This window comes from Stenotrophomonas sp. YJH_SMC_91, from assembly GCF_059368495.1.
Window position 1 is genome coordinate 1 of record NZ_JCAFRT010000008.1, and the last position, 12,892, is coordinate 12,892.

Annotated in this window: 10 protein-coding genes; 7 read left to right on the plus strand and 3 right to left on the minus strand. The window is 68.2% G+C overall.

Annotated elements, in window-relative coordinates:
- Positions 1-476: 476 nt before the first annotated feature.
- Positions 477-1,493 carry a TIGR00266 family protein gene (locus AC5P5X_RS11455; RefSeq protein ID WP_111189810.1) on the minus strand — a complete coding sequence of 339 codons (1,017 nt, stop codon included), beginning with the start codon at positions 1,491-1,493 and terminating at the stop codon, positions 477-479.
- Between the two features lie 158 nt (positions 1,494-1,651).
- Here AC5P5X_RS11455 and AC5P5X_RS11460 point away from each other — a divergent pair, with 158 nt between their 5' ends.
- Positions 1,652-3,922, plus strand: a complete 2,271-nt coding sequence (locus AC5P5X_RS11460; protein ID WP_111189809.1) for a TonB-dependent receptor — start codon at positions 1,652-1,654, stop codon at positions 3,920-3,922.
- Between the two features lie 111 nt (positions 3,923-4,033).
- Here the strand turns inward: AC5P5X_RS11460 and AC5P5X_RS11465 are convergent, their stop codons facing one another.
- A complete protein-coding gene (locus AC5P5X_RS11465) occupies positions 4,034-4,873 on the minus strand; it encodes an acid phosphatase (protein ID WP_005411807.1) in 840 nt (279 codons plus the stop codon).
- Between the two features lie 263 nt (positions 4,874-5,136).
- On the opposite strand from AC5P5X_RS11465, the gene AC5P5X_RS11470 reads away from it, so the two are divergent.
- Positions 5,137-6,015 carry a lipase family protein gene (locus AC5P5X_RS11470; RefSeq protein WP_005407483.1) on the plus strand — a complete coding sequence of 293 codons (879 nt, stop codon included), beginning with the start codon at positions 5,137-5,139 and terminating at the stop codon, positions 6,013-6,015.
- Between the two features lie 11 nt (positions 6,016-6,026).
- Positions 6,027-7,229, plus strand: a complete 1,203-nt coding sequence (locus AC5P5X_RS11475; RefSeq protein ID WP_012478681.1) for a DUF4785 domain-containing protein — start codon at positions 6,027-6,029, stop codon at positions 7,227-7,229.
- 183 nt (positions 7,230-7,412) lie between these two features.
- On the opposite strand, the gene AC5P5X_RS11480 is transcribed toward AC5P5X_RS11475, so the two are convergent.
- Positions 7,413-8,234, minus strand: a complete 822-nt coding sequence (locus AC5P5X_RS11480) for an ABC transporter ATP-binding protein (RefSeq protein WP_012478682.1) — start codon at positions 8,232-8,234, stop codon at positions 7,413-7,415.
- A 151-nt stretch (positions 8,235-8,385) separates the two neighbouring features.
- Here AC5P5X_RS11480 and AC5P5X_RS11485 point away from each other — a divergent pair, with 151 nt between their 5' ends.
- The 4 genes from AC5P5X_RS11485 (at position 8,386) to AC5P5X_RS11500 (ending at position 12,460) form a co-directional block, all read left to right on the plus strand.
- Complete coding sequence (locus tag AC5P5X_RS11485; RefSeq protein WP_044569304.1) at positions 8,386-9,588, plus strand: DesA family fatty acid desaturase; 1,203 nt, start codon at positions 8,386-8,388, stop codon at positions 9,586-9,588.
- The gene (locus tag AC5P5X_RS11490; RefSeq protein WP_005407487.1) at positions 9,585-9,917 is read left to right on the plus strand and encodes an EF-hand domain-containing protein; all 333 of its coding nucleotides are present in this window, start codon (positions 9,585-9,587) and stop codon (positions 9,915-9,917) included. Before AC5P5X_RS11485 ends, AC5P5X_RS11490 begins: the two co-directional genes overlap by 4 nt.
- Before the next feature lie 19 nt (positions 9,918-9,936).
- Positions 9,937-10,749, plus strand: coding sequence for a bifunctional DNA-formamidopyrimidine glycosylase/DNA-(apurinic or apyrimidinic site) lyase (gene mutM / locus AC5P5X_RS11495; protein ID WP_005407488.1), 813 nt, complete (start codon positions 9,937-9,939; stop codon positions 10,747-10,749).
- A 106-nt stretch (positions 10,750-10,855) separates the two neighbouring features.
- Positions 10,856-12,460: an OpgD/OpgG family glucan biosynthesis protein gene (locus AC5P5X_RS11500; RefSeq protein ID WP_032965460.1), complete on the plus strand. Its 1,605-nt coding sequence runs from the start codon at positions 10,856-10,858 to the stop codon at positions 12,458-12,460.
- The last annotated feature ends 432 nt before the right edge of the window (positions 12,461-12,892 follow it).

A 12,892-nucleotide genomic window follows, 5' to 3' on the forward strand; every position in this document is an offset into this window, starting at 1 on the left:
CCAGCGGCCGGCACTACCGGGATGCGCGCCAAGGTCCATGAGGTTGCCGGCCAGCGGCCGGCACTACCGGGATGCGCGCCAAGGTCCATGAGGTTGCCGGCCAGCGGCCGGCACTACCGGGATGCGCGCCAAGGTCCATGGGGCTGCCGGCCAGCGGCCGGCACTACCGGGATGCGTGCCAAGGTCCATGGGGTTGCCGGCCAGCGGCCGGCACTACCGGGATGCGTGCCAAGGTCCATTGGGCTGCCGGCCAGCGGCCGGCACTACCGGGATGCGCGCCAAGGTCCATGGGGTTGCCGGCCAGCGGCCGACACTACCGGGATGCGTGCCAAGGTCCATGGGGTTGCCGGCCAGCGGCCGGCACGACCGGGATGCGCGCCAAGGTCCATGGGGCTGCCGGCCAGCGGCCGGCACTACCGGGATGCGTGCCAGGGTCCATGGGGTTGCCGGCCAGCGGCCGGCACGACCGGAGGCGGTCAGAAGCGGTTGTCGCCGTCCAGTATCCGGCCCAGGCCGCCCAGTACCGAACCCTCGCCGCGGTTCTGGCCACCGCCCTGCGGCGCGGCCATCCACATGCGGCCGGCCAGGCGCGAGAACGGCAGCGACTGCAGCCAGACCTTGCCTGGGCCGGTCAGCGTGGCCAGGAACACGCCCTCGCCGCCGAACAGCATGCTCTTGATGCCCGCAACACGGCGCACGTCCATGTCCACGGTCGGGTGGTAGGCCACCACGCAGCCGGTATCCACGTCCAGGCGCTCGCCGGCAGCCAGCTCGCGTTCCACCACGCAGCCGCCGGCGTGGATGAACACCCAGCCGTCGCCTTCCAGCTTCTGCATGATGAAACCCTCACCACCGAACAGGCCGGTCATGATCTTGCGCTGGAACTGCACGCCGATCTGCACGCCGCGCGCACCGGCCAGGAAGCTGTCCTTCTGGCAGATCAGGCGGCCGCCGTGCTGGTCCAGTTTCATTGCCAGCACCGTGCCCGGGTAGGGCGCGGCGAAGGCGACCTTGCCCTTGCCGTGCCCGCTCTGCGTGTAGACGGTGGCGAACAGGCTCTCGCCGGTCAGCACGCGCTTGCCGGCGGCCATCACCTTGCCCATGAAGCCGCCGCCCTGGTCGCCGTTGGCGGCGCCGAACACCGTGTCCATCTGTACCGTGGCGTCCTTGAACATCAATGCACCGGCCTCGGCGATGGCGCTCTCGCCGGGGTCGAGCTCGATCTCCACGAACTGCATTTCATGGCCGACGATGCGGAACTCGATGTCGTCGGCGCGGCCGCTGGCGCCGGCGGGGACCGGCGGTGGGGTGTTGGGCATGCCCGGGGCCGCCGCCTGCAGCTCGGCCACCTCGGCGATCGGTGTCCACCCGCTCATGCCCTGGCACCAGGCCAGCGCGCGCGGATTGGCCTGCGCGTAGCGGCGCGCGGCCTCGTCATCAAGCGGGCCGATGCGCTCGGCCTGGGCGGAGGCATGGAAGTACCACTGGGTCATGGCGGCGGGTCCGTCGCGTTGGAAACCCCGAGTCTAGCGAGCGCCCGGGGGCGCCGGCGACGGGGCCATGAACGGCGGGCATTTGCGGCGTAGGTGCTGTATTGCAACAATTATCTGGTAGCGCCGTTTTACCACCCCTCCAAACACAGCCTACCGCCATGTCCCCGACCCGTACTTCCCGTGGCCGCCTTCCGGTCGCGCGCCCCCTCGTTGCCGCTCTTTCCGCCCTGCTGCCGCTGGTAGCAGCCGCTCAGGAAACCCCCGCCGCCAAGGATCCGGTTGCCCTCGATGCCCTGCAGGTGACCGCGCAGCGCCGCGTCGAGAACGCCAAGGACGTACCGGTCGCACTGAGCGCGATCCAGGGCGAGAAGCTGGATGTGCTCGGCTCGGCCGGCGATGACATCCGCTTCCTGGCCGCGCGCGTGCCCAGCCTCAACATCGAGTCGTCCTACGGCCGAGCCTTCCCGCGCTTCTACATCCGTGGCCTGGGCAACACCGATTTCGACCTCAATGCCTCGCAGCCGGTGTCGCTGGTGTATGACGACGTGGTGCAGGAAAGCCCGCTGCTGAAGGGCTTCCCGCTGTTCGACCTGGCCAACGTGGAAGTGCTGCGTGGCCCGCAGGGCACGCTGTTCGGCCGCAACACCCCGGCCGGCGTGGTCAAGTTCGATTCGGCGCGACCGTCGCAGGATGCCGACGGCTACGTGCGCGTGGGCTACGGCAGCTACAACAGCTGGAACGTTCAGGGCGCCTACGGCGGCCCGCTGACCGACCGCTGGTCGGCACGTGTCTCGGCGATCTACCAGCGCCGCGATGACTGGGTCGACAACACCCGCGCCGGTGCCCCCAACAGTGGTTTCGAAGGCTATGACGAAGCCGCCGGCCGCGTGCAGTTCCTGTACGAAGGCGACGACTTCGAAGCGCTGTTCAACCTGCACAAGCGCAAGCTCAACGGCACCGCCCGCCTGTTCCGCGCCAACATCATCCAGAAGGGTGGCAATTCGCTGGTCGAGAACTTCGACCGCGACAAGGTGGCCAACGACGGCGTCAACTTCTCCGACCTGGAAACCTGGGGCGGCAGCGCGCGCCTGCAGTGGAACCTCGGCTCGGTGACGTTGCATTCGATCACCGGCTACGAGACCGCCGAATCGCTCAACCGTGGCGACATCGACGGCGGCTACGGTGCGGCCTTCCTCGGTGCTGGCAACTACGGCCCGGGCCTGATTCCGTTCTCCTCGGAGTCGGCTGATGGCCTGCCGCACCATCGCCAGTGGACGCAGGAATTCCGCATCGAGTCCAACGAATGGGGCCGTTTCGACTGGCAGGCCGGCGTCTTCTACTTCGATGAAGACGTGACCATCAACAACTTCAACTACGACTCGCTGACCCCGGGCAACCCGCAGACCGGCCACGTGGTGCAGAACCAGCGCAACAAGGCGTGGGCGGTGTTCGCTTCGGGCGACTTCGATGTCACCGATCGCTTCAAGCTGCGCGCCGGCGTGCGCTACACCCAGGACAAGAAGGACTTCAGCGCCAGCGTGCTGCAGGCCGTTCCGTTCGGCACCCCGGTCAGCGGCCCGTACCTGGCCAACACCGACGTCAACGACGTCAGCTGGGATGTCAGCGGCGTCTACAAGCTGACCGACGACATCAACGCCTACGCCCGCGTGGCCAAGGGTTTCCGCGCACCGTCGATCCAGGGCCGCCTGGCTTTCGCGCCGGGCCTGTCGCAGGCCGACTCGGAGAAGGTCATCTCGTATGAAGCCGGCATCAAGGCCGACCTGTTCGAGCGCCGCGCGCGCCTGGGCCTGAGCGTGTTCCGCTACAACGTCGATGGCCAGCAGCTGATCGCGGTGGGTGGCAGCAACAACATCGCCACCCTGCTCAACGCCGACAAGACCATCGGCCAGGGCGTGGAACTGGACCTGGAAGCCTACCTGGCCGACAACGTCCTGCTGACCTTCGGCAGCAGCTACAACGACACCGAGATCAAGGACAAGGATCTGGCGGTGGCGATCTGCGGCGGTGGCTGCACCATCAACGACCCGACCACGGTGATCAACGGCCAGACCTATGCGCTGGTGAACGGCAACCCGCTGCCGCAGGCGCCGAAGTGGATCCACAACGCGACCCTGCGCGTGGGCTTCCCGCTCAGCGATGGCAGCGAGCTGTATGCCTACACGGACTGGGCCTACCGCAGCGCGGTGAACTTCTTCATCTACGAGTCGCCGGAATTCCGCGGCCGTAGTTCGCTGGAAGGCGGCCTGCGCCTGGGCTACAACTGGGATTACGGCCAGTACGACGTAGCCGTGTTCGGCCGCAACCTGACCAACCAGACCCGCGTGGTCGGCGCGATCGACTTCAACAACCTGACCGGCTTCCTCAACGAGCCGCGTACCTGGGGCGTGGAGTTCACCGCGAAGTTCTGATGCGGTGGCTGCGTTGATGCAATGAAAAAGGGCCGGCGCAATGCCGGCCCTTTTTCCTTACGCCCATTGTAGTGCCGGCCGCTGGCCGGCAACGAGTGATCCGGCGCGCGCTTACAGCGCGCTCTGCGGGCGCACCTTCAGCACCGCGTTCTCGGTAGTGCAATCGCGGCTGGAGTGCAGGCCGGCCTTGCGTGCGGCCGCGATTTCCTTGCGTGCGGCCAGCAGGTCCTTGTTGAATGCAGCGTTGTCGTGCAGGCGGGCCACCGCGGCGGCGCCCATGAAGCGGCCTTCGAGGATGTCGCTCTGCCAGTGCACGTTGCAGACCAGGCGGCTCTCGCCGTAGTTGCGGCCACGGGCCTGGATGGCATCGGCGCGGTCCGGCGCGATCTCGGACAGGATCAGTGCCCAGGCCCAACCGATCGAGGTGTGGCCGGACGGGTAGGAACCGTTCTTGCGCAGGCCTTCCTCGTCCTTCGGCGAGCAGGTCGGTTCACCATTGACCATGAACGGGCGCGGGCGCTGGTAGTGGTTCTTGGCCGCCTTGGTCGCCGCACTGGCGTCGATCCGGCTGCGCTCCAGCAGGCGATACAGCGCCGGGGTCTTCACCGCATCGACGTCGATGTCGGCGGCGCAGGAGAAGTGGTTGGCGCCTTCGGGGAAACCGAGTTCCGCATCGACACCGGCCTGGGCGAAGCGCGGGCTGCCACGCAGCGCGCGGGCTTCACGGCTGACCTGCTCGTCCAGGGCGAGCGCGGCCGAACCGGCCACCGGTGGTGCCGGTACCAGGTCGAGGCTGGCCGGAACCGCGCTCTTGTCCAGATAGCCCACCGCCTTGGTGGTGATGTTGGCTTCGACGGCGGTCGGCTTGGTGGCGGTGGCGGCACAACCGGCCAGGGCCGCGACGACGGCAAGGCCGAGCAGCGGGCGGGCAGGGTGGGAAATCAGCGACATGGACAGGCTCCGGGAGAGAAAACAACGCGCCATGATCGCAGCCCCCATACGACACTGCAGTGGCCATCGGTCATACGGCCAGACCCGGCATGGTCATTGTCGCGATATGAAAAGCGTCATCGTTTGACGTCAGTCTCCTGATTCCGGGCGCAGCGCACGGACTTTCACGCCGCTGCACCGCGAGCATCGGCACAACGGCAAGCGCCAGGGCCGTCCAGTTCCAGCCGGGTCGGGGGGGATCCGAAGACAGAGGGAGAGAAGCGATGCGCAGCACCGCAACAGGAAGTACCGTCCTGGCCCTGCTCCTCGGGCTTGCAACAGCGCCGGCGCAGGCCGCCGACGTGGTCGGCGTGGCCTTCGTGCATGGCACCGGCGCGCAGACCAACGCCACCCAGGACTACTGGCAGCCGGCGATCATCGACACCGTGCGCCAGGGCCTGCCGAACAGCAGCAACTACGTGGTCATCAACTGTGACTTCACCCAGTACATGTGGAAGCCCGAAGCTGCCGGTTGCCTGGCCAACCAGCTGACCAGCTTCATCGACAGCCGTGGCATCACCCAGCTGGTGGTGATCACCCATTCCAACGGCGGCAATGTGGTGCGCTGGATCCTGTCCAACCCGACCTACGACAGCCGCTATCCGAAGATCATCCGCACGGTGCGCAAGGTCACCGCGCTGGCACCTTCCTCGGCGGGTACGCCGTTGGCCGATGCGGTACTCAACGGCAACACCTTTGAAACCTCGCTGGGCTGGCTGCTGGGCTACAAGAACGACGCGGTGCGCCAGCAGCAGGTGGCGAGCATGGCCACCTACAACGCGCAGAACCTGTATGGCACGGCCGGTCGCCCAGCGCTGCCCAAGCCGTTCCGCGCGGTGGTCGGTAGCGACGTGGAATCGGCGGTGTGGGACAGCAACAGTTACTGCGGCGGCTATGCCGCCAACGTCGGCCTGGAGTTCACCCAGAACTGGCTGTCGTCCTGCTCCGATGGCTTCCTGGAGTGCAGCAGCCAGAAGGCCGCCGGCACCACCTGGTTCACCGACAAGGCGCGTACCCAGGGCGCAGAACCGCTCAGCCACAACCAGAGCCGCCGCGAGTGCTTCGGCCTCGGCACCCTGCTGCGCAACGACCTGACCCAGTGAGGGAGACGACCATGACGATTCAATCCACCCTGCTGGCCGGCGCCGTGCTGGCAGCACTGTCCCTTTCCGCAGCGCAGGCCGCGCAGCCGCTGCAGGCCGCCCGCGCAGGCGACCAGGTGCCCGCGGCGCTGGTTGCCGCGCCGTTGCCGGCCGATGACAGCGAACGCGCACCGCTGTCCTTCGCCTGGGCCTTGGACCCGGCGCAATCGTTGCAGGCGGCGACTCCGTATGCCTCGGTCAGCCGCAGCTACTGGCAGCAGGTCGATGGCACGCAACTGCAGCGCGGCCTCGATCTACCGCTGACGGCCGCCGATGCGGTGATCCAGCTGAGCCCGGCAGAAGGCGCGCGTGCAGTGCCGGCCAACTCGCTGCAGGTGCGCGACCCGGCAGGCCGCAGCAGCGTGGCCCGCAGTGTCGACGCGCGCGCGCTGCAGGAGGCCGGTATGCCGGTGAGTGATGGCAGCAGCATGCTGCGTACCGGCGCGACCAGTGCGGCCGGTGCGTACACGCTGCAGAGCGCGCAGGCACAGGGCCGCTACGTGGTGCAGGTACTGGAGCCGAACAGTCCGCTGCGGCTGGAGGTGCAGGCCAACCAAGGGCAGGTGCTGGCCGGTGGCAACCTGCAGCTGCAGGCGCGCCTGCTGGAAGACGGCGCTACTCCCGCAACGCTGGCCTCACGCCGCAGCAGCCTGGGCGGTGAAGCGTTGCTGGTTGCGCCGGACGGCCGCAGCTGGCCGCAGCGCCTGCTGCGCACCACCGATGGTGCCCTGCGTGCGCAGGTGCGGATTCCGGCTGATGTCGGCAACGCGCAGGGGTTGTGGGAGCTGCAGGTGTTCGCCCAGGCCGATGGTGTGTTGCGCGATGGCAAGGTCGCCTTCGCGGTGGCGCGTCCGACCGCGCGCTTCAGTGGCCAGGCGGCGCCGGACCCGGCCAGTCGACAGGTCGCACTGCCATTGCAGGTAGCCGCCGCTGGCCGCTACGAGGCGCGTGGCACGCTGTATGCCACCGGCCGCGATGGCCAGCTGAAGCCGGTCGCGCAGGCGCATGCGGCCGCGTGGTTCGATGGTCCGGGGCGTGGCCAGCTGGTGCTGCCGTTCGACCAGGCCGCATTGCCGGCCGGTTTCGGTGCGCCGTATGAGCTGCGCGACCTGCAGCTGCAGGATCAGAGCCGGATGGCACCGATCGAGTCACGCGCGCTGGCGTTGAGGTTCTGAGCAAGGCGGTGGCGGGCCGGAACATCCGGCCCGCTGCACCGGCATGGCGACGGAATGGCATCGCGACGGGAATGGCGTGACGGCGGGAATGACATCACGACGGGAATGACACCACGACGGGGTAGAGTCGGTCTCCCAGGCCTGTCGGTTTCCAGGCTCCTTGTTTCCCCCGAGGGCTCCGCCTCACCCCGCGTACGCGGTCAGCCGGCCTTCCTGCTCGCACACGGTGATCGGGCCACCGAACACCGCCGACAGCGGCGCGCTGCGCAGCAGTTCGGCGCGGGTGCCATCAGCCAGCACACGGCCGTCGCGCAGCAGCACCACGCGTTCGATCTCGGGAATGATCTCTTCGATGTGGTGGGTCACCAGCACCAGGGTGATGCCCTGCTGCGCCAGCACCCGCATGGTCGCCACCAGCTGCTCGCGGGCGACCAGGTCCAGCCCGGTGGAGGGTTCGTCCAGCAGCAGTGCCTGCGGCCGATTGACCAGCGCGCGGGCGATCAGCACGCGGCGGGTCTCGCCGGCCGACAGCTCGGCATAGGCGCGTTCGCGCAGGGACAGGGCGCCGGTCATCGCCAGTGTCTCGCCGACGCGCGTGCGCATGTCGGCGGTCACTTCGCGGAAGGCCGGCACCACGTAGCTGGCGAAGAAGCCGGACAGCACCGCCTGTTCCACGGTCAGCCCGGGCATGTCGGCCAGATTGCTGCTGAGGTCGCCGGTGACGATGCCCAGCTGCGAACGCAGCCGGTCCACCTGCCAGCGGTTCTGGCCCAGCACCTTCACCGCCACCGAGCCGTCTCCCTGTGCAAGGGGATACAGTTCGCGGGTGATCAGCTTGATGAAGGTCGACTTGCCGCAGCCGTTGGGGCCGAGCAGGGCGGTGTGCTGGCCCTGCGCGATGCGCAGGCTGAGCCCGTGCAGCACCTTCACCTGGCCGCGCACCACGGTGGCGCGGTCCAGTTCGATCAAGGGGGGCAGCTCCGCAACGGACGGGGCGGCAGTCATGGTGCTGGCGCGTGGATCAAGGCTCGACAACTCAGGTCCCCAACTGTGAACGGTGCCACGGATGACGGTGGCAATCACCGCCGCAGGGATGCAGTTTGCAACGCAAGCGCCCATGATGTCTGCCATCCCCGCGTCGATACGGAGAGCCGCCATGCCCGATGCCCTGATGTCCCTGTTGACCGGTGGTGTGCTCGGCCTCGGCTGGTGGGCCATGCTGGGCGTGCTGCTGGTCTTCACCCAGATCACCATCTTCTCGGTGACCCTGTACCTGCACCGCAGCCAGGCCCATCGCGGCGTCGATTTCCACCCGGCGCTGGCCCACGTGTTCCGTTTCTGGCTCTGGCTGACCACCTCGATGATCACCCGCGAATGGGTGGCCATCCACCGCAAGCACCACGCCAAGGTGGAGACCGAGGACGACCCGCACAGCCCGGTCACCCGCGGCATCGGCACGGTGTTCTGGCATGGCGTGGAGCTGTACCGGGAGGCACGCGGCATGCGCGCGGACATCGAGCAGTACGGGCGCGGCACCCCGGATGATGCGATCGAGCGCCACCTGTATACCCCGCACGCCACGCTGGGCCCGGTGCTGCTGCTGGCGATCAACAGCGTGCTGTTCGGCCTGCCCGGCGTGGCCCTGTGGGCGATCCAGATGGCATGGATCCCGTTCTGGGCGGCCGGCGTGGTCAATGGCCTGGGCCACTGGTGGGGCTACCGCAACTACGAATCGGCCGATACCTCCACGAACCTGACGCCGTGGGGGTTCTGGATCGGTGGTGAGGAGCTGCACAACAACCATCATGCCTTCCCCAGCTCGGCGCGCTTCGCGATGCGGCGCTGGGAGTTCGACATCGGCTGGAGTGCGATCCGCCTGCTGCAGGCGCTGCGCCTGGCCAAGGTGCTTCGCGTTGCACCGGCCATGGACGTACGCCCGAACATCGCCGTGCCCGATGCCGAGACCCTGAAGGCGCTGCTCTCGCACCGCTTCCAGGCGATGACCGACTACCAGCGCAACGTGTTCATGCCGGCCCTGCGCGAGGAAGCCGCCCACGCTGGGGCCAAGCTGCGGCGCCTGCTGCCGCGCCGGCTGCGCCGTGGCCTGGTCAACGATGGCCGCTGGCTGAAGCCGGACAGTCGTGCCCAGCTCAGCGAATGGGTGGCACAGCGCCCGCGCATCCGCACCCTGGTCGAGTACCGCGCGCGGTTGGCGGCGCTGCTCGAGGCCCGCGGCCACGATGCCGCCGAGCGCCTGCACCAGCTGCAGGCCTGGTGCCGCGAGGCCGAGGAAAGCGGAATCGCGGCGCTGCAGGCCTACGCTGCGCGATTGAAGGGCTACAGCCTGGTGGGCGCGTGAGGGCAGGGTACGGCGTTCTGCTGGCGGTGCTGCTGCCGGGTGCGGCGCTGGCCCAGGTCACCGATACCGCCAGCTACCTGCAGCGGATGGACAGCGATGGCGACGGCAAGGTCAGCGAGGCCGAGTACGTGCAGTGGATGCTGTATGCCTTCGACCGCATGGACCGCAATGGCGATGGCGTGCTGAGCGCCGAGGAGCTGCCCGGTGGCAAGGGCAGGGCGATCCGCCGCGAGCAGCAGCGGCAGGTGATCGTGCAGCGCTTCCATAAGCAGGATGCCAACGGTGATGGCGTCCTGGATGCCCGTGAACTGGCGGCGCCGCCACGCTGAGCGGGCGTAGAATCGGTTCATGCCTGAACTGCCCGAAGTCGAAACCACCCGCCGCGGCCTGGCGCCGCACCTGCAGGGCCGCCGCGTGCATGGCGTGATCCTGCGCCGCGCCGACCTGCGCTGGCCGATTCCGCCGGAAGTGGCCGAGCTGCTGCCGGGGCAGCGCATCGAGGACATCCGCCGTCGCGCCAAGTACTTGCTGCTGGACACCGCCATCGGCAGCGCCGTGCTGCACCTGGGCATGTCCGGCAGCCTGCGTGTGCTGCCCGGCGATACCCCGCTGCGCGCGCACGACCATGTGGATATCAGCCTGGACAACGGCCGCCTGTTGCGCTTCAACGACCCGCGCCGCTTCGGCAGCCTGCTGTGGCAGCCGGCCGGCGAAGTCCACCCGCTGCTGCAGGGGCTGGGCCCGGAGCCGCTGGACGATGCCTTCGACGGGGACTACCTGTTCGCCCGCAGCCGTGGCCGCAGCGCGCCGGTGAAGACCTTCCTGATGGACCAGGCGGTGGTGGTGGGCGTGGGCAACATCTACGCCGCCGAGAGCCTGTTCAAGGCCGGCATCAGTCCGCTGCGCGAGGCCGGGAAAATCTCGCGCGAGCGCTACCAGCGGCTGGCCGATGCGGTGAAGGAGATCCTCGGCTACGCCATCACCCGTGGTGGCACCACCCTGCGTGACTTCATCAGCCCCGATGGCGCGCCGGGCTACTTCGAGCAGGAACTGCTGGTGTACGGCCGTGACGGGCTGCCCTGCCCGAACTGTGGCCGCGCGTTGAAGCACGCCACCATCGGCCAGCGCGCCAGCGTCTGGTGCAGCCACTGCCAGCGCTGAGGCAGGTGGCCAGCGGCAGCTGAACGGGCAGGGCACGTCTCCGCTGCCCGTTAACGTTTGTCTGCCTATGATGGCCGACCTTCCGCTCTGTGCCTGACGCGCCTGCATGCAACGACGCGACTTCATCCGCAATGCCTCCCTCGCCCTGGCTGCATTCGGCCTGCCGTCCCTGCCCGCGTGCGCGGCCAGCAGGAGCGGCCAGATGGGCCTGCGCCGCCTCGGCCAACCGCAGCCGTTCGACTTCGCCACCCTGAAGGGCCAGGCGCGCGCGCTGGCACAGGCGCCCTACAAGAGCCACAAGCGGGTGCTGCCGGGCCGCCTGGAAGGGCTGGACTGGGACCAGTACCAGTCGATCGGTTACCGCCAGGACCATGCGCTGTGGGCCGACCAGCCGGGCAAGTTCCAGGCCAAGTTCTTCCACCTGGGCCTGTACTTCCATTCGCCGGTGCGCATGTTCGACGTGGTCGACGGCAAGGCGCAGGAGCTGGCCTATGACGGCGCGGCCTTCAACTACGGCAAGAGCGGCATCAAGGACGGCGAGCTGCCGGCCGATCTCGGCTTCGCCGGTTTCCGCCTGAACACCCGCAAGGACACCGATCGCGATTTCGCCGCCTTCCTCGGCGCCAGCTACTTCCGCGCGGTCGGCAAGGAAGGCCAGTACGGCCAGTCCGCGCGTGGCCTGGCAATCGATACCGGCATGGGCAAGCCGGAGGAATTCCCGGACTTCATCGCCTATTACCTGGAACAGCCGTCGGCCGATTCGGAAACGATCGTGGTGTATGGCCTGCTGGATTCGCCCAGCGTGGCCGGCGCCTATCGCTTCGCGATCACCAATGGCGATGTGCTGCTGATGGACATCGACAGTGCGCTGTACCCGCGCAAGGCGATCGAGCGGTTGGGCATCGCTCCGTGCACCAGCATGTACCAGGTGGGTGAGAACGACCGCCGCATGGCCTGGGACTGGCGCCCGGAGATCCACGACACCGACGGCCTGTCGCTGTGGACCGGTGCCGGCGAATGGATCTGGAGGCCGCTGCTGAACCCGCGCAACCTGCGCTTCAACATGTTCGTGGACCGCAACCCCCGCGGCTTCGGCCTGCTGCAGCGCGACCGCAACTTCGACCATTACCAGGACGACGGCGTGTTCTACGAGAAGCGCCCGTGCCTGTGGGTGGAGCCGAAGGGCGAATGGGGCGAGGGCTCGGTGCAGCTGGTGGAGATCCCCACCGTGGACGAGACCTTCGACAACATCGTGGCGTTCTGGAACCCCAAGGAAAAACCGCAGCCGGGCCAGGAACTGCTGGTTGGCTACCGCCTGTACTGGGGTGCCGAACCACCGGCACGGCCGCCGCTGGCGCACTGCGTGGCCAGCCGCACCGGCCTGGGTGGCGTGGTCGGCAAGAAGCGCGAGTACTTCAGCTGGCGCTTCGCGGTGGACTTCGAAGGTGGCGAGCTGGCCAGGCTGATCGACAAGGGCGAGGTCGAGGCGGTGGTGGAAGCCAGCCGCGGCCGGGTCGAGATCGTGTCGGCGCGTCCGCTGCGCGAGATCAATGGCTACCGCGCGATGTTCGACCTGGTGCCGCCGGAGGGCAGTACCGAGCAGATCGACATCCGCCTGTTCCTGCGCAGTGGCGGCAAGACCCTGACCGAGACCTGGCTGTACCAGTACACCCCGCCGCCGGCCGGTGCGCCGGAGCGCACGCTGTACTGAGTGGTTTGGGATTGCAGGGCTTGCAGCCCTGCACCTGCAGAGGCCAGAGCCGAAGCAACGGCAGAAGCTGGTTTCCTGTGGGGAGGCGGGGTGGGTCCGGTGGCGGGAGACGCCGTAAACCCGTCCATGGGGGCTTGGCCGCGGCATCCATGCCGCGGACACTCCCGCCACCGGACCCACCCCGCCTTCGACAGACCTCCGCGATCTGTCGGAGCACGGGGTCGGATCCCGTTGCTGCGCAACGGGCTCTGACCCCAGATGAATTTCGATAGATGAATTTCGATATCTGACAGATGTGCCGACCAACGGTCGGCACCCACCAACAGCCGCGTGAAACTGTCAGAGGTGGGGCGGTGTGGGTGGGCAGGACCGTTGGCGCCATGGATGGCGCCATCGAGCCCCCAGGGACGGGTTTACGGCGTGTCCTGCCCA

Excerpts from the sequence above, each read along its gene's own strand:
- AC5P5X_RS11455 (WP_111189810.1), bottom strand. The coding sequence starts at position 1,493 with ATGACCCAGTGGTACTTCCATGCCTCCGCCCAGGCCGAGCGCATCGGC.
- AC5P5X_RS11460 (WP_111189809.1), top strand. The coding sequence starts at position 1,652 with ATGTCCCCGACCCGTACTTCCCGTGGCCGCCTTCCGGTCGCGCGCCCC.
- AC5P5X_RS11465 (WP_005411807.1), bottom strand. The coding sequence starts at position 4,873 with ATGTCGCTGATTTCCCACCCTGCCCGCCCGCTGCTCGGCCTTGCCGTC.
- AC5P5X_RS11470 (WP_005407483.1), top strand. The coding sequence starts at position 5,137 with ATGCGCAGCACCGCAACAGGAAGTACCGTCCTGGCCCTGCTCCTCGGG.
- AC5P5X_RS11475 (WP_012478681.1), top strand. The coding sequence starts at position 6,027 with ATGACGATTCAATCCACCCTGCTGGCCGGCGCCGTGCTGGCAGCACTG.
- AC5P5X_RS11480 (WP_012478682.1), bottom strand. The coding sequence starts at position 8,234 with ATGACTGCCGCCCCGTCCGTTGCGGAGCTGCCCCCCTTGATCGAACTG.
- AC5P5X_RS11485 (WP_044569304.1), top strand. The coding sequence starts at position 8,386 with ATGCCCGATGCCCTGATGTCCCTGTTGACCGGTGGTGTGCTCGGCCTC.
- mutM (WP_005407488.1), top strand. The coding sequence starts at position 9,937 with ATGCCTGAACTGCCCGAAGTCGAAACCACCCGCCGCGGCCTGGCGCCG.
- AC5P5X_RS11500 (WP_032965460.1), top strand. The coding sequence starts at position 10,856 with ATGCAACGACGCGACTTCATCCGCAATGCCTCCCTCGCCCTGGCTGCA.